14 protein-coding genes are annotated in these 15,706 nt (G+C 58.0%); 11 read left to right on the top strand and 3 right to left on the bottom strand.

Going from position 1 to position 15,706, the window contains the following annotated elements:
* Positions 1–183: 183 nt before the first annotated feature.
* The 3 genes from J122_RS05080 to J122_RS05070 all read right to left on the bottom strand — a co-directional run bounded on the left by J122_RS05080 (position 184) and on the right by J122_RS05070 (position 4,056).
* Positions 184–2,178 (bottom strand): Ig-like domain-containing protein, encoded by a 1,995-nt coding sequence (locus tag J122_RS05080; RefSeq protein WP_061331478.1) that lies wholly within the window; start codon positions 2,176–2,178, stop codon positions 184–186.
* A gap of 15 nt (positions 2,179–2,193) precedes the next feature.
* A complete protein-coding gene (locus J122_RS05075) occupies positions 2,194–3,285 on the bottom strand; it encodes an OmpA family protein (RefSeq protein WP_061331477.1) in 1,092 nt (363 codons plus the stop codon).
* Between the two features lie 174 nt (positions 3,286–3,459).
* Positions 3,460–4,056, bottom strand: coding sequence for a hypothetical protein (locus J122_RS05070; protein ID WP_061331476.1), 597 nt, complete (start codon positions 4,054–4,056; stop codon positions 3,460–3,462).
* Between the two features lie 220 nt (positions 4,057–4,276).
* On the opposite strand from J122_RS05070, the gene J122_RS05065 reads away from it, so the two are divergent.
* The 11 genes from J122_RS05065 to J122_RS05015 all read left to right on the top strand — a co-directional run bounded on the left by J122_RS05065 (position 4,277) and on the right by J122_RS05015 (position 15,696).
* Positions 4,277–5,644, top strand: a complete 1,368-nt coding sequence (locus J122_RS05065; protein WP_061331475.1) for a hypothetical protein — start codon at positions 4,277–4,279, stop codon at positions 5,642–5,644.
* A 203-nt stretch (positions 5,645–5,847) separates the two neighbouring features.
* On the top strand, positions 5,848–6,066 hold the full coding sequence (locus J122_RS05060) for a hypothetical protein (RefSeq protein WP_061331474.1): 219 nt from the start codon (positions 5,848–5,850) through the stop codon (positions 6,064–6,066).
* Positions 6,067–6,136: 70 nt separating this feature from the next.
* The gene (locus J122_RS05055) at positions 6,137–6,577 is read left to right on the top strand and encodes a TadE/TadG family type IV pilus assembly protein (protein WP_061331473.1); all 441 of its coding nucleotides are present in this window, start codon (positions 6,137–6,139) and stop codon (positions 6,575–6,577) included.
* Between the two features lie 58 nt (positions 6,578–6,635).
* Complete coding sequence (cpaB, locus tag J122_RS05050; protein ID WP_061331472.1) at positions 6,636–7,532, top strand: Flp pilus assembly protein CpaB; 897 nt, start codon at positions 6,636–6,638, stop codon at positions 7,530–7,532.
* Complete coding sequence (locus J122_RS05045) at positions 7,522–8,718, top strand: type II and III secretion system protein family protein (protein ID WP_082780523.1); 1,197 nt, start codon at positions 7,522–7,524, stop codon at positions 8,716–8,718. The genes cpaB and J122_RS05045 overlap by 11 nt, the downstream gene beginning before the upstream one ends.
* A gap of 13 nt (positions 8,719–8,731) precedes the next feature.
* Positions 8,732–9,907, top strand: a complete 1,176-nt coding sequence (locus tag J122_RS05040; RefSeq protein WP_061331471.1) for a hypothetical protein — start codon at positions 8,732–8,734, stop codon at positions 9,905–9,907.
* A gap of 11 nt (positions 9,908–9,918) precedes the next feature.
* Complete coding sequence (locus J122_RS05035; protein WP_061331470.1) at positions 9,919–11,118, top strand: CpaF family protein; 1,200 nt, start codon at positions 9,919–9,921, stop codon at positions 11,116–11,118.
* Complete coding sequence (locus J122_RS05030) at positions 11,115–12,029, top strand: type II secretion system F family protein (protein WP_061331469.1); 915 nt, start codon at positions 11,115–11,117, stop codon at positions 12,027–12,029. Before J122_RS05035 ends, J122_RS05030 begins: the two co-directional genes overlap by 4 nt.
* Entirely contained in the window at positions 12,022–12,894 is an 873-nt protein-coding gene (locus tag J122_RS05025) for a type II secretion system F family protein (RefSeq protein ID WP_061331468.1), read from the top strand. Before J122_RS05030 ends, J122_RS05025 begins: the two co-directional genes overlap by 8 nt.
* 71 nt (positions 12,895–12,965) lie before the next feature.
* Positions 12,966–13,838 carry a tetratricopeptide repeat protein gene (locus J122_RS05020; RefSeq protein WP_061331467.1) on the top strand — a complete coding sequence of 291 codons (873 nt, stop codon included), beginning with the start codon at positions 12,966–12,968 and terminating at the stop codon, positions 13,836–13,838.
* Positions 13,831–15,696 carry a pilus assembly protein TadG-related protein gene (locus tag J122_RS05015; protein WP_061331466.1) on the top strand — a complete coding sequence of 622 codons (1,866 nt, stop codon included), beginning with the start codon at positions 13,831–13,833 and terminating at the stop codon, positions 15,694–15,696. The genes J122_RS05020 and J122_RS05015 overlap by 8 nt, the downstream gene beginning before the upstream one ends.
* Positions 15,697–15,706 lie beyond the last annotated feature (10 nt).

Here is a 15,706-nt window from a genome sequence, read left to right as displayed (position 1 = left end):
AGGTAAATTGCGCCTAAAAGTATCGGTGTTGCAACGGTTTTCACCACGTGCAAATTGTAAGGAAGTGTTCAAGTACAGTTATAGAAAGGATTTGGGAGTTTTGCTCGAAAAACAAACAACGGGGTCAGACCCCAAGACATTTGACGGTGCCAAATGTCCGGGGGTCTGACCCCAAAGGTGGGATTAGAAGTTGAAGAGGTTGCCGAACAGGCCGGCGAAGGTTTCGGGCAGGTCGGTCAGGTTGCTTGGGTCGAACAGGTCGCCCAGAGCCATCAGTTCCTCGATCAGGTCGCCAATCACCGGCAGGTCACCTTCGCCGAAGTTTGCCGGGTCCAGCAGGGTGAGGAGGTCACCCAGCAGGGGCAGGTCTTCCGGCTCAAAAGGTGTGTCCATCTCGAACAGATTTTGCAGTCTTTCGATGAACTCATCCGCCAGTCCGAATTCTCCGCCGTCTGGGAAGCCGCCGGCATCCAGCAGGCTAATCAGTTCGCCAATCAGGGGAAGATCCTCAGGGTTGGGCATGCCGCCGCTTCCGCCGTCTTCCGGTGCCAGTGCCAGCAGGGTGTCAAACAGGGCGCCACCCAGGTTAAGAACGCCGTTGGGGCCAACGAAGGTTTCGAAGCCGTCCAGAACGGTGATGGAAGCCAGGCCGCCAAGGTCAACCCTCACCAGGGAGCCCTGCAGCAGGCCAATATCGGCCAGTGCCTTGGCATCCTGTTGGTTGGTCAGTTCGCCCAACACCGGGATTTGTGCAACGGCATCCAGAACAGTCAGCAGGCCGTCTTCCAGAGGTTCTGGCAACGGCAGGCCGTTGTCATCCACCAGGCGAAGCTGCAGCAAACCACGGTCGTTCTCTTCGAACAGATCAGCCAGCTCCGGCGGAACCGTGCTTAGATCGCCAGATGCCAGACCCTCAAACAGCCCCAGCAGCAGGTCCGGAACCTGTTCCGGGTTACCGCCAGTGAAGGCGTCCGCCAGAGCGGTGATCTGGCTTTGGCCCAGGCCCAGATCCAGTGCCAGGGTGCAGTTAACGCCGGGCTCTCCGTTGTTTACCGATTTCGGATCACAAACCGCGACCACGCCGGTCATGAAGTTCAGGAAATCAACGCCATCTACGTTTGTTGTCGACATTCCGCCAAGCTGAGTGCCGCCGTTCAGAATTTCAGACAGGCCCTCAATCAGCGGCAGCTTCAGAATGAGCGCGTTGTCCAGGCTGTTAAGGCCGTCCTCCGAATCGCCGAACGCCAGCGGGTCCAGCAGGGTTCCGCCCAGTTCATTCAGGGCCGCTCCCAGTAACGGAATCTGGTTGATCACGCCTTCATTCAGGGCCAGCACAAGCCCACCGGTTCGGAACACAACCGAATCCGTCGATTCCGCACCATTGCCGGCAAGATCGGTAATGCCGTTGGTGGTGATGACGCGATAGTAGGTTTGTCCAGACAGGTTCTGATCAGGCGTAAACTCAATGGAGTTGCCAACCACACCAATGGCGCCGGAGACCACGCCTACAACATTGCCATTATCGTCCAGTTCCTGAACAACAAAGGTCTCCTCATTAACGGTAGTAGGGTCAACCGGCTCACTGAACTCCATGAAAATGCGAGTATCAGGCGACGCCATGGTTTCGCCATTCTGTGGGCTGGAAGCCGCCACGGTCGGGCTGGTGGTGTCTTCTTGAGTAACGTCGCCGGTGGTAAAGCTGGCGGCATTTTTGGTGCCCAGGGTTTTGGCGGTGTCGTTATCCGGGCAATCGGCTTGCAGGCCAGACAAAGCTTCAATGGTGTGCTCGGTATTGGCGCTCAGATTGCCCTGTGGGTTCAACACCACAGACTTGCCCATCACCCGGGGGCTGCCCTCTTCAAGCGCCACCTGATTGACGCCGTTCAGCAAGCGAACGTGGGCCGCCACGCTGGCTGGGTCAACATTGGCGTTAAAGGTGATTCGCACGTTGCTGTTCAGCGCCACATCGCTTGCGCCATCTGCCGGTACGAATTCCGTCACCGCAAAAGTGCTGCTTGAGGATGCGCAGAACTGCGCCTGCTCAGTCTGGTCCCGCGTCGGGTCCTGAGGTACGGAGACTCTCGGATCACCCGGGCCTTCACCACTGCCGCCGCAGCCTGCCAAGGCCAGTGAAGAGGCAATACCCAATGCTGTCAAAGTGCGTTTTGTAATCGTCATGATCGCGTCCTCTGCTTATTTCTTCATGATTTCGGTGTGCTCGCCGGAGACAACGGCCTCCACTCGGCGGTTCTGTGCACGACCTTCCGGTGTGTCGTTCGAAGCAACGGGTTGGGATTCGCCCATACCCGATGTGGTAATCCGGTTGCGCATAATGCCGAATTCGTTGATCAGCACCTTCATCACCGCATCGGCGCGGCTCTTGGACAGCCGCTGGTTGTAGCTGGCGGAACCGGTGCTGTCGGTGTGGCCTTCCAACAAGATCGTGGAGGTGGGGTATTGCTTCATCACCTTGGCCAGCTTTTCGATGTCCGGGTAGAAGGCTTCGCGTACTTCGGTTTTGTCCAGCTCAAACTCAACGTAAAGGGTCTCGCGAATTTCCCGGGTAAGCTCTTTCGGGCAGCCGTCGGCATCCACCAGGGCGCCTTGCGGGGTGTTCGGGCACTTGTCCAGTTCGTCAATCACGCCGTCGCCGTCGGAGTCTTTGGGCGGTGCAATCACCGGCTCGCGCCGGGGCGCAATCTCAGCACTGGGTGCCGCGGGGAACTTGCGGTTAAAAAGGTAGTGAATGCCGGCAAAGTACTGGCCGTCCACATAGCCGTCTTCCAGCTCGGTACGGGCGCGCACGCCGGCCTCAAACATAAAGCGGGGCGCGAGCATGCGCTGCAGGCCACCTTCCAGGTAGAGGCTGTCTTCGTTCTTGCTGCCACCACCATCAATATCCAGGTTGGTGTTGCTGTAGCCGCCGCCGGCGAACGGGCGCCAGCCACCCAGGCGGAATTTGCCGGGGTGAATGCGGCCACCTAATGAAAAGCGCCACAGTTCAATATCGACATTGTTTACGCGGGTTTCCGGCTCGGCGTAACTGGCCTGGCCGAACAAACTGAAATTGGGGTTGAACTGGTGGGTAATGTTGAGGCCACCCTCCCAGTAATTGGCCAGGTTATCCTCCACCGCGGATTTATTGCGGGAGTTGCCGGAGTCGACATAGCTGCCCTCCAGTCCCAACGTGGTGTAACTGATCGGAAAGTTTTCAGAAGCGGCGGCCAGGCCGGTCGCAAGGGCGGCACCGAACAGTGCAGCCAGAGCCAGAATGCGTCGTTGCATGGATTATCTCCTTGTGATCTCAATGCAAAATCAGTATAAGTTGTATTATGCGATACGCAAACAAAAGATTACACAATTTCACGTTAATTGACACTCTGGCCCGAGCGGCTTGCTTTGCGCAGGGGTAGGGGGCGGCTTAATGGCCTTTTATGCAGTGGTGCAGCAGGGAAGGGGTCAGGCGTTTTCGGGCAGGGAGAAGCGAAGCGTTGTCTGCGGTGGGATCACGGTAATCTGGTCGTCCAGAATGGCGTCCAGGTTATAGATGGTGACGAACTTGGCGGTACCGAAGCGGGTGACGGCGTCATAGGCAATGGCCGTTAACTCCCGATATGGGGCCAGCTCCACCAGTTTGTCCAGCAGGTCCATCCGGTTGGAAGGCTTGCGGGGGAAATCCTCACGGGGAGCGCATTCTGCGTCCAGCCACTGGTTCCATAACCGGTTAACGTCGTCCAGCACTTCCCGGTTGGCCCGCAGGGGCAAGTTGAGGAAGCGGCAAGCGTTGAAGGTAGACAGCTTCTGCTTATTGCTGTCCCAATCGCCAATATCGACTTTGATATCGGCAAAGCAGACGCCCAAGCCTGTCGATGCGCTTTCACGAACGGCAGCGCCGATCAGACTGCCAGGGCCCTTGTTGCCATAGAGGAGGGTAATGCCTTTACGGGGAAGCTGAAAATCCGGCCCCTGAAAATAGTCAGGTTGGCAGATCGTGTATTCTGCAGGTTGCTGTTCGCCCTCGTAGAAGAAGAACGTTTTGGTACCAATGGCAGACACGGTGGTTTTACACTCCGGAAATCAGGTTGATAGCAGTCTGGTTATTGGTGGCGAGGGCGGAGATGACCGCTACCGGGAGCCGCCGCTCAATACACTGTTGTGGCGCCAGACTGTTCAGCTTCGTATGGTAACATTGAAAATTATTATACAAAAATGAAAGCATGCCGTTTGTGATTCAGTGTGGATATTATCAATGTGTATGAAAGGATAAATACAAAGCATGGCAAGAAGCGAACTCACTCATCCGTCAAAACCGATCAACGGCCAGTCCCTGATGAGCCTCAAAGCGGTGCTGGAGAGCTACCTTGGGGGCGGCGAAATCCGTGACCTTGATCTGGCCATGCTGATGAACGTGCCGTTGAACAGGTTGAGCCAGCTTAAGCGAGCGAAAAGCTCTATCGAAACGGTTGGGCGAGACGTAACGCCCGATGAAACTCTGGGCCTGGCTGATGACGACGATACGGTGGCCGAGCTTCCCGGATTGCGGCCAAGCCAGGCCATTTTGGTGCGGTTGCTGCTAAAACACCCGGAGTGGGTGCCCATTCCGTTGCGCCCCTCCCACCCGGAAGTGTTTTCCCTGCTGCAGCCGTTTATGCCGGGGGCTGATGGCAGAACACCCAACAAGGCAGGCTTTGCGCCCTTGTTTGGCCGCTCGTATATTTCCTCCTACAAGCTGCTGTCAGAGAGCGCTGACGGCTCCCAGGGGGCTGGGCTGCCCATCATTCGCCTGCAGCGATTGGTGGTGGCAAAGTATGCCCGTGCATTTGCAGAGGCGCTCGCATCATTGGCCAGCAAAACCCCTGAAGTGCCCCCGGATGTCCTTGCCACCGCCAGGAATCTGAGCGGCTGGGCCCTGCTCCGCGAGCGGGATTCACTAACGGACTGGATGAATGACGAACTGCTGCTGAACTTCGAAAACGACGTGAATCACCGCTTTCAGGCTTGGTTCAATGATCATTACCTTGGCATTCTGAAAGACGAGGCAGCCTCACGGGATACCAGTCCGGAGCAGGCCATCGAGAAAGGTAAATGGACCAATACCGAAGAGGTGTCTGATACGAAACTGGCCTCCTACAGCCGCGCCCAGCGTCCAATTCTGGGCCGCAGTGACAGCCCCTTCTCGCTGTTCCGGGAAAGCTTCGGCCTCACCAGTGCCGAGGCATACTGGGTATTTGGTATTCAGGTAAAAGCCTTCTATCGATTCCGCCAGCGGGCGAACCAGCGTATCGATGCCCCTACCTCTATTCTCCTGCGATACCTGTTCCGCTACCCGGACGATATCGATCTGTTCATGCCGGTGCCGGCCTCTGGTCGTGACATTTTCGATGCCATCCAGCAGGAAGATCCGGACTTCAAGCTGAGCCAGCTGGCCCCTTTGTTCGGGGCATCCAGGGTAATGAGCTATGAATTTGCGGAGCCAGAGGCCGCTTGTCCATTCTTCGCCCGCCGCCTTGCCACCGTTTTCTGGCAGCAAAGGCAGAAAGGGGAACCAATCTACCGGGCCATGCGTGAGTGTGTAGAGGAGGAGGTTATCGCCCGTGGGCTGGACCTCGGACAGTTCTGGCGGGATGGCCGTTGGCACAAATAGCCTTGAAACTTGGCATTTCGGGCAAATAACTTTACAAACCTTTTCAGTTATAAAGGTGTCAAGTCCGAATAATGCAGTTAGGATGAAATTGTGATCACGGAACCATGATCGAATGCGCCCAGTTATTCTGTACGCATAAACTAGAAGCTGGATTCATTCGGAAAACAAATAAATGCTATTTTGTTATATAAAGAGGCCTGGTCATGAAAAATTACAATATCTCGAACCTGCTTTCTAAACCGTTCGCCGGTTCTCGTCAGAAGGGTGCTTCCTCGCTGGAGTATCTGATGCTTGGGGCGGTCATTGTCATTATTCTGGGGTTTGTAATAGCGCAAACTGAAGGTGGCGGTGGTATCGGTCAGCTAATTTACGATACTTTCGAGGGACTCTTCAGCACGGCTGGCAATTCAGCGCCTGAATAGTAATGCGCGGAAATCTCATTTGGCGTTAGTCAGTGCGAATGTCAAATATCCGTAAGCTCGGTTTGAATCTATGAAAATAAAAAGCAATCGAGGCGTTATTGCTCTGGAGTTTCTGCTGGTCTTCCCCATGATTCTTGCAATCATCTACGGGGCGGCGGGATACGGGGTACTCTTCTATAACAAGTACCAGATGCAGGTAGCAGTCGACCGCGCCGCATCGGCCGTATTCTCGCTCGACCGTCGGGAGCACAATACCTTTGCAGACAACGCCGTAGCCTATAGCAGCGAAGTGCTTACAGTGCTGAGTGGTCGGTTACCGGCAGCGGCTGCCGACCATCTTGCTACCCGCGAATGTGGTGTAGTCAACCATGGTGGTGTGCAGTTGCTGGAATGTGTGCTGGTGGCAGATGCGGGTGACTCTTCCTTCATGCCCCAGGTGCGGTTTGCGGGCATTGGTGCGTTTCCTCCCATGCCCAGTCAGCTGACCGCCCGCTCCGCCATTGCGTTTTGACGTGACAAACCTTGCCCCTGCGCGGCAACTCTCATTGCGAACAATAAGGACAGGCTGAATGAGGTCAAAGTTCGTATACGCAGCGCCTTCCCTGGTACTGGCACTGGCCGCCATCGGCCTTGCCCTCTACGGGCTGATGCAATCTCCTGAAATACCCGTAGCCACCCCGTCAGCGGAACAGGCGCCGGCCCAGGCGGTAGAGGAGAAAGAGGCAGCGCCGGTTTTCCGCTATCTGGTCGCCATTGAGGACCTGGAAGCCGGCACCGTGCTCGCGCAGGAACAGTTCCAGGAGTTTGAACTGCCGGCGGCCCTGGAAAGCGCTCTCTCCCCAGATCAAGCCCCGTTTGGAACGACCCTCAACAGACCGCTTAAAGCGGGCATGCTGCTGTCGCAATCCAGCATTGATTCGGGCACGCCGCTGCAATTGTCCCTGGCCGACGGCGCTCGCGCCATGGCTTTTGAACTGAACGCTCTGTCCAGCGTCGGTGGGCTGATCCAGCCGGGCGACCAGGTGGATATTTACGCGACCTTCAAGGGTTCTGGCGGAACCGATACCGGCACCACCCGCCTGATGCGCAATGTCGAGGTGCTGGCAGTACGCGGTGCCCTGGAACCTGGCAGTGACGCCAGTGACGACACCCAGCGCCGCAACCAGACCATGGTGCTGTCGGTACCTCAGGCAGAGGTGGCCCGACTTGTCCTCGCTGCTTCGGAATCGCGACTGAGCTTTGTTGCCGCCAGACCAGAGCTGAAAGCCACTGGCGAAGAAGCGCTGGATGACATCGCCGGCAAAGCGGCGGAAGAACAGCAGATCAGCCTGCTTACTGACATCCGTCCCAGTGCCAGAGCCAAGCCTGCCCCTGCGCAGCAACCCCGACAGGCGCCTGCCAGAAACCCCGGCCAAGAGGTCAAGATTTACGAAGGTTCCGGCACAAGGAGTGTCTATGTACGTTGATCTCTGTTCCCGCCTGAAGCCATCGGGCAGGGCGTTCGCCACCGCTTTGGTTGCCTCGTTGCTCTTGATTGCCACTCCGGCGATGGCCGATGCCGACAGGGTATCCGTGGCTCCAGGCGAACAACACGTGCTGACCTTTATGAAACCGCTGGAAAAGCTCTCAGTGTCCAATCCGGATGTCGTGTCCGTCACCGCCACCGGAAAACAGGAAGTGCTGGTGACAGCAGAAGCCCAGGGTTCCGCCATTGTCCGCGCCTGGCTGAAAGGCGAAACCAGCCCGCGCCAGACCAACTTCCAGGTGTCCGATGTTCTGGGGTCAAAAAACCCGCTGCCCATGCAGGTGCAAACCGACATTCGCGTGGTGGAAGTGAACCGCTCCGAGCTCAATACCCTGGGCGTTTATTACTCGCGACTGTTCAATGGCGGTAACAACAGCGTTACCATCGCCCCGCCGGGCAGCGGTGCCACCCGGGGCTTCCCCGGCGCTTCCGCAGCCGGTGTGCCGGGCGTGGGCGCCGAAGGCTTCAATCTGTTCAGCTTTGGTTCCAGCTCCCTCAGCATCATCAACGCCCTGGAATCCGGCGGTTTTGCCTACACCCTGGCGGAACCCTCGCTGGTCAGCCTCAGTGGCCAGACAGCCACCTTTCTCTCCGGTGGTGAGTTTCCTATTCCGGTGTCGTCCCGGGACGGCGATATCCAGATTGAGTTCAAGGAATTTGGCGTCAGCCTGGCGCTAACACCCACCGTGGTCAGTGAAGACCAGATCATCCTGAAAGTGGCCCCCGAAGTCAGTGAGCTCGATTTCTCATCAGGCGTGGCCACCGGCGGCGTTGCTGTGCCCGGGTTACGCATTCGCCGCACCGAAACTATGGTCTCCATGGCCTCCGGCGAGAGCTTCATCATCAGTGGCCTGGTTAGCCGCTCCACTACCAATACCAGCGACCGACTGCCGGGCCTGGGCAACATCCCCATTCTGGGCGCGTTCTTTCGGTCAGACCGCATCGCCTCCGAAGACAAGGAGCTGATCATGGTGGTCACCCCCAGGCTGGTTAGCCCGCAGCGAAAGCTGCCGGCGGATGTTCGCAACTTCGGTAAAGAGTATGAGTACAGCAGCACCGGCTGGCTGGACATGGTGATTAATAGTCGCAGTGCAGGCGAGCCGATCGAAAGCGGCCTGAGCTGGTAAGGGAAGGGTACCCATGAGCGAATCCATAATCTGCGTAGCCGATGATGTAGGTGCCCGCGTCTGGCTTGAGCGAGTGCTCGAATCCGAGTGGAATCTGGAATGCCTCAGCTCCATGGATCTGTCTCGTGTCAGCCGTCTGGTGCAGGCAACCGGGGCACCGGTGGTGCTGGTGGCCATCGATGAGAACGACGCCAACCGGGCCCTGAAGGTGTTTGCCGCCATTCAGAAAGCCTGCCCGAACTCACAGCTGATTGGGGTTGCCCATCGGCTGTCCCAGGACCTGCTGCTCAGCATCATGCGTGCCGGTGCCCGGGATTGCCTGGTGACCGGCGTGGACGCCGATACCGCCCGCGATCGCGTTCGCCGCATAGCCGATTCCGCCGCCCAGGCGCCAACGGCCGCACCCAGTGCCGGCCGGGGCGACATCACCCTGGTGGTGTCTGCGTCCAGCATTGTGGACACACGTTTCTTCTGCCAGAACTTCGTGGCGGAACTGAACGAATACCAGGCCGGCAAAAACATACTGGCCATGGATTCCAACTCTGAGGCCAACCGCACCTTCTACTTTGACAACCTCAGCCGCCTGACCCTGGACGAGCTCATCAGCCGTGGCGACAGCATCGACCGATCACTGGTGGAAACCGCCCTGGAAGAATACCAGGATGGCCTGCGGCTTTTGTCTGGAGATATCAGCAGCGAACTGTTGAAAGGCGATGCCGCCGCAGATCTCTATATTACGATCAGCCAGCTGGCGACCCTGTTTGACCACATGGTGATCCGTGTTGATCCCGCCCACACAGGGGAATGGCTCCGAGCCATCGGCGCCAACGTTAATCGCATCATCACCGTGACTCATCCGGTGGTGGACCAGGTGCAGGCGACAGAAAAGTTGCTGCAGGAAATCAACGAGTGGGTGGCTACCGAGTGCTCCCGCTACGTGGTGGTGGATGGCTATGAGAAACGGGCCAGCCTATCGTTGTCTGATATCGAGAAAACCCTCGACCACAAGTGTGACCTGGCCCTGCCTCTGGAATGGCGCTACCGCCTGGACGCGATGAACGCGGGCTTGCCCATCGCTAACCTGCTCCATAAAAGCACCTATCACCGGAGCCTGGGCGGTTTTATACACACCTGCTGTGCCGCCGGGGAAACCCGCCGCAAATTCACCTTTAAACGCACAGCGGTTTAAGAGGGCGGATTATGGCGACCCGTATTGACGACGATTACCAGAACCTGAAAAAGAACGTTCACACCCATGTGGTGGAACGCCTCGACGAAGAGGGTATCGAAGTTGAACGGATAGACGCCCAGCAGCTTCACCGGTTCATCCAGTCCACGGTAGACCAGTACGTGTCCGTCAACCGCATCCCCCTGGCCATGGCCGACCACACCATGCTGGTGCGGGAAATGGTGGACGAAGTCGTGGGCTTTGGTCCGCTGGAGCCGCTGCTAGCGGATGACCAGGTGAATGACATCCTGATCAACGGCGCCCGCAGTGTGTTCGTGGAAATTGCCGGCGTGCTGCAAAAAGTGCAGGTTCGGTTTATTGATGATGACCACGTGCTGCGCATCATTCGCCGCATTCTGGCCCCCCTCGGGCGCCGGCTGGACGAAAGCAGCCCCATGGTGGATGCCCGCCTGCCGGACGGCTCCCGGGTAAATGCCATCATTCCGCCTATCGCCCTGGATGGGCCATCCATGTCTATCCGGAAGTTCTCCAGCAAACATCTGACCGCCAACCAGCTGGTCAATATGGGCTCCATGACTCGTGAATGTCTGGACCTGCTGGCGGGTATTGTGGAATCCCGCCGCAACCTGCTGGTCAGTGGCGGTACCGGTACCGGTAAAACCACCATTCTGAACCTGCTCAGTGAGTTTATTCCCAAAGACGAGCGCATCGTCACCATCGAAGATTCCGCCGAGCTGCAGCTGAACCACCCGCACATCGTGCGCCTGGAAACCCGGCCGGCCAACACCGAAGGCACCGGCCGGGTGACCGCCCGGGACCTGATCGTCAACGCCCTGCGTATGCGGCCAGACCGGGTGATTGTGGGCGAGGTTCGTTCCGGTGAAATCATCGAACTGCTGCAGGCCATGAACACCGGCCACGAAGGCTCCATGAGTACCATCCACTCCAACTCCGCCAAAGATGCGTTGATTCGTATCGAAACCCTGCTGGCGGTGAACGGCTACGACGCCGGCGAACGGGCCATCGCCCGGTTGATTGGCTCCTCCCTGGATGTGGTGGTTCAGCTCACCCGCCTGCCCAACGGCCGCCGTCTGGTGAGCGAAGTGGTTGCCCTGCGCCCCACCAAAGACGACCCCTACCGCATGGAAACCCTCTACCGCTCCAGCGAACTGGACTGGCTGGCGCCGGAAGATACCGGGGTTGCCCCGTGAATACCCAGCTGATCTGGCTGTTGTGCCTGATGGCCGGTGTGGCTGCGGTGCTGGTGATCATGTTGCAGCTCACCCTGAGCCGCCTGCTGGCCGCCGATGACATCAAAAAACGCACGGCCCGGCGCCTGGCTCCGGAAGTAAGAGTGGAGCAAAAGCCATCGGTGATCGATCTCGGGCCACTGCAAAGCGTGCTGCTACGGGCGGGTTTTCGGGTATCCGGTGTCAGAATCCTGCTGCAGGCGATCATTCTACTGGCAACACTGTTGGCCGTATTTATCTTGCAGGGGCTTGTCGAAGTGCTGGTATCCCTGTTTTTTGTGATCACTGCCCTGGTGACCACCTGGCGGGTCAAATTCGAGCGCCAGCGACGGCAGATTTTCGAGGAACTGCCCGGCATTCTCGATGGCATGCTGCGCTCCGTTTCCGTTGGCCGCTCTGTGGAACAAAGTATCGTCAACGCCTTCAGCGATGCCTCCCCGGTGTTTGATCCCATGGTGTTCCGGCTTAAAAACGCCGTCAGCCAGGGCCGGGATTACACGTTGGTGCTGGACGCCTTTGCGCGTTTCTACCAGATTCCTGCCTTTACCCAGATCGCCATTGCCCTGAGAACCTCCTCCCGTTTTGGTTCTTCGGTTAAACCGGTGCTGTTTGAAGTGGCCAAGGCCATTCGCTCCCAGCAGGAGCTGCGCCGAGAGTTCATGGCTGCCACGGCGGAAACCCGGTTTACAGCCATTGTCTTCGCCATCATGCCTCCGGGCCTGGCGGTGTATATGGTGGTGCTGAATGAACAGTTCTCCGAGAAGCTGCTGCACTCGGAGGTGGGGCATACTCTGTTAATGGTGTCTGGGGGGCTCCAGCTTCTGGGCATCGTGATGATCTGGAACCTGATCAGGGGGGTAGGCCGTGGCTGATCTTGCTCTGATTCTGGCCGCCGTGTTGGCGGTGTTGGCGGTGATTGCAGGGGTGTATGGGGCGCCGCGCTGGGCCCTCAAAGCCCGGGTGAGTGCTCGGTTGCGCCGCCAGCAGATTGCCATGGACGCGGGCCAGGCGGAATCTCCCTACAGCGAATTTTTGATGTGGTTGGTAGACAGGAAACTCTTCGCGTCGGATTTCCGGGAGCTGGAACCGGCCCTGGACGCCACCGGCAAAACACCGCTCCAGTCTCGCCAGCATTACCTGTTCTGGTGTTGGCTGGTGCCACTGGGCGTTGCCTTTGCCGCCTTCTGGTGGCTGGATTTGGTGATGGCCGCCCTGGTGTTGCTGGCAGCCTTCTACCTGCCCCGGCGCTTTGCCCGCAGTGCCGGTGAAGACGCCGAAAAACTGCAGAACCGCGAAGCCATCGAACTCTGCCACATGACCCGAATGCTCCTGGAGGCCGGCCTGAGCCCAGAGCGCTCCCTGAAGCTGATCTCCCATCAGGCCCGGGATCTCATGCCACGGCTCATTCACCGCATTGACCGGTTCAACCGCGTTATGGAAAGCGGGGCAGACCGCACCGCCGCCCTGGACGAACTGGGCCGAAACCGAAACCTCACCGTGTTGCGCCATTACGTGGCCCTGATGAAACAGTCCGGCACCCTGGGCTCCAAGGTAGCCGGCGGGCTGGACCAGATAGTGGAAGAAGCCCAGCACGAAGAACGCAGCAAACTGAAAGAAGAAACCAACAAGATTGGCGCCCGAATGACCATCATCATGATGATCTTCATGCTGCCGTCTCTGTTCATGTTAATCGGCGGGCCGGCGGTACTGTCGATACTTGATGCATTCCAGCGATAGCGCATAACCGTGACAACAAAAGGTGAACTCTGACCATGCGGGTAGTAAACACATCAGGCAAATGGCAAGGAATGGCAGCGAAGCTGGGCGCAATAGGCATAGGCCTGGCACTGGCCGGTTGTTCCTCCATGGCCACCACGGGCACAGGCAGCACCGGGCCAGCCAAAACGAGCGGTGCGCTGGATAACGGGGTTTACCTGATCAACTGCTCCGAGGTGACGCAGCCAGAGCACCGGGTAGAGCTGGACGCCATCGACGCCGCCATGGAAGACCGCCAGTACTACGCCGCACTGGCCCGGCTGGAAGGGCTGTCGTTCGACACCCAGGCCCATTGGCTGCGCTGGGCTCAGCTACTGGGGCAGGTAGACCAGCTGGATTATTCCGAGGAAGTGTTCCGGGCCATCGTGGACGAATGCAATTCCTACCAGGCACTGCATGGCCTGGGTGTGGTACAGGTAAAAAAAGACAACACCCTTGAAGCGATCGATTTGCTGACCAAGGCCAAATCCCAGGCACCGGCCAATGCCGATATCCGTAACGACCTGGGCTACGCCCTGATGCGCGCTGGCCGCTACGACCGCGCCGCGTTTGAACTGCGCACCGCCTACGAGCTGTCGCGGGGCAGGGCATCCACCCGGCAGAACCTGATTGCTGCCTATTACCTGAACGGTGGCCATGCAGCGGTTAAACAGTTGCAACAGCAAATCAACCTGACCGAAGAACAAATTGCCGCAGGCAAACGTCAGGCAAGCCAATTGGCTGGCCTCTCTTTTGAGCAACAATCGGACTCAACGGTTTCCCGGATTCTGGAAGCCCAATCTGAACAGCCTGCCAGGGGCGGTGAGCTGAGCGAACCGGTCGTTATCCAGACCCTGGAAAGACTCAAAGAGTCCTTCCAGCAACCGATACCGCAACGCATAGGTGAGTCTACCCGCGATGAATAAGAGTCGGCAGCAGGGCGTACTGATTTTTGCAACACCGTTGCTACTGGCATTGGTGTTCATCTTCGTGACCCTGCTGATTGATGGCTCCCGACTGTTGCTGCTGCAGTCTGAAATGCAGTCTATTGTGAACTCCGCCGCCACCGCAGCGGCTGATGAAGCCCAGGCCTGTGGCGGTACAGACGCAAGCTGGAATGCCATGGAACAGCGCGCGTTCCTGGCGGCGGAAGCAGCAGGCTTTGACGGCGAGGCGAGCAATCTGGAAATCCTCCCCGGCGTGCTGCGCCCCGGTGAAACCGCCACCAGTCCCATGCGGTTCGCCAGCCGCAACCCGGGTACGGAAATGGCCCAGACCAACGCCACCCTGGTGCGTTATACCCGCACCGAGCCCGTTTCTTTCCTGCTGCCACAGAAACTGTTCCCGCCCATCACCATTTCCGCCGATGCCGTTGCCCGCAAAGAGGTCTACGCCACCTTGAGTGCTGCCGGTTCAACCGCCACGGTGGAGGATGGTCTGCTGGGGGCATGGATTGGCAACGTGCTGGGTATGCCCGGTTACAGCTTGGATGCCACCGCCCTCAACAGCCTTGAGAATACCTTGATCGGCCTCGGGGATCTGTTGGCCGCTCTTGGTGTGGATGATCTGACCGATCTGGTTGACGAGCCGCTGCTGGATGTGCTGGATGCCGTGGTAACGCTTGCCGGTGGAACGGTTACTCCGGCTGGCCGGGTGATTGATGATCTCACGTCTGCTGTTGGCCTTGGCGGCCTGGACGCTTCGGCTGTCTTTGAAGTTCTGGCAGATCCCCCACCTCCGCGGCAGACGACCGTTCCGGTCTACGATTTCGTGATCAGCCTGGTTATGAACAGCGTTCGCGCTTCAAATCAGGCTGGCAGTGGTTTGCTGTCGCTAAACCTGGATACCTCCGATTCAGCGTTGCTGAACAGTCTTGTAGGTTCCGAAAGCTTTCTGGCTGATCTGGACGTATCGCTGGGTTTATGGGTGGATGAAGCGCCGAAAATTGTCATCGGGCCGGCGCGGCAAGACAGTAGTGGTCAGTACATGACCAAGGTGCGTGCCTCTGACGTCAGTCTCGAGGCCGTTCTTGAGCTCAGTCTTGGCTCGGGGCTTGTTAGCGACGCAACCAACGCATTGCAAGGCTTGGCAGGGTTATTAGGGCTGCCGACCATTGAAGTGCTTGATGGCCCGGTCCGAGTGCCACTCACGCTTCTGGTAGGAGGTGGTAACGCCGTCTTCGAGAGTGCTGACTGTGCCAAAGGGAGTAACAACACCACCAGTTTCGATTTCCGTCTGGAGGGAAATGCGGCGAGTGTACAGACCGGAACTCTTAACCCTGCAACGCAGCAAATTGTGTCAGAGCCTATCTATGCGCCGATTATGGACGTGGAGGCGAGTTTAGATTTAGGTTTGGTTAATATAACTCTGGTCGATTTGGAGGTGTGTCTGAGCGCAGACGCTGAGGTAGATATCAGCTCCAGTGCCACGCTTGAAACCCTGGAAAGTTACAATCTCCATTGTCCCGGTGGAGTGTGTGAAACCGGGGAGATTAAATCCACTGGTGGCCTTGATAGCATTGATGCCGAAGTAACCAACGTATCGTTGCTTAAATGCAGTGGCTCGACTACCAGTAGTGAGCAGGATGTGCTCAACATGTTAATCGGTGACCTGGTCAGCCCACTCACAAGCCTTCTCTCTGCGGTGCTTGAGGAAATCGTCACCAGCCTGGTCTCACCACTGCTCTCCGCCCTGGGCGCAGACCTCGGCGGCATGCAACTGCGGGTACTGGGGGCGGAACAAACTGGTTCGCAACTGGTAGAGAATGTAGTCTTTGACGAATAAACCTGTGCAA

Source organism: Marinobacter excellens LAMA 842 (assembly GCF_001574445.1).
Lineage (GTDB): Bacteria > Pseudomonadota > Gammaproteobacteria > Pseudomonadales > Oleiphilaceae > Marinobacter > Marinobacter shengliensis.
The sequence above is the reverse complement of the archived record's forward strand: the minus strand, read 5'-3'. Positions and strand labels throughout refer to the sequence as shown.

Bases quoted from the DNA above. Each gene is read 5' to 3' on its own strand.
- J122_RS05080 (WP_061331478.1), bottom strand. From the start codon at position 2,178: ATGACGATTACAAAACGCACTTTGACAGCATTGGGTATTGCCTCTTCA.
- J122_RS05075 (WP_061331477.1), bottom strand. From the start codon at position 3,285: ATGCAACGACGCATTCTGGCTCTGGCTGCACTGTTCGGTGCCGCCCTT.
- J122_RS05065 (WP_061331475.1), top strand. From the start codon at position 4,277: ATGGCAAGAAGCGAACTCACTCATCCGTCAAAACCGATCAACGGCCAG.
- J122_RS05060 (WP_061331474.1), top strand. From the start codon at position 5,848: ATGAAAAATTACAATATCTCGAACCTGCTTTCTAAACCGTTCGCCGGT.
- J122_RS05055 (WP_061331473.1), top strand. From the start codon at position 6,137: ATGAAAATAAAAAGCAATCGAGGCGTTATTGCTCTGGAGTTTCTGCTG.
- cpaB (WP_061331472.1), top strand. From the start codon at position 6,636: ATGAGGTCAAAGTTCGTATACGCAGCGCCTTCCCTGGTACTGGCACTG.
- J122_RS05045 (WP_082780523.1), top strand. From the start codon at position 7,522: ATGTACGTTGATCTCTGTTCCCGCCTGAAGCCATCGGGCAGGGCGTTC.
- J122_RS05040 (WP_061331471.1), top strand. From the start codon at position 8,732: ATGAGCGAATCCATAATCTGCGTAGCCGATGATGTAGGTGCCCGCGTC.
- J122_RS05035 (WP_061331470.1), top strand. From the start codon at position 9,919: ATGGCGACCCGTATTGACGACGATTACCAGAACCTGAAAAAGAACGTT.
- J122_RS05020 (WP_061331467.1), top strand. From the start codon at position 12,966: ATGGCAGCGAAGCTGGGCGCAATAGGCATAGGCCTGGCACTGGCCGGT.
- J122_RS05015 (WP_061331466.1), top strand. From the start codon at position 13,831: ATGAATAAGAGTCGGCAGCAGGGCGTACTGATTTTTGCAACACCGTTG.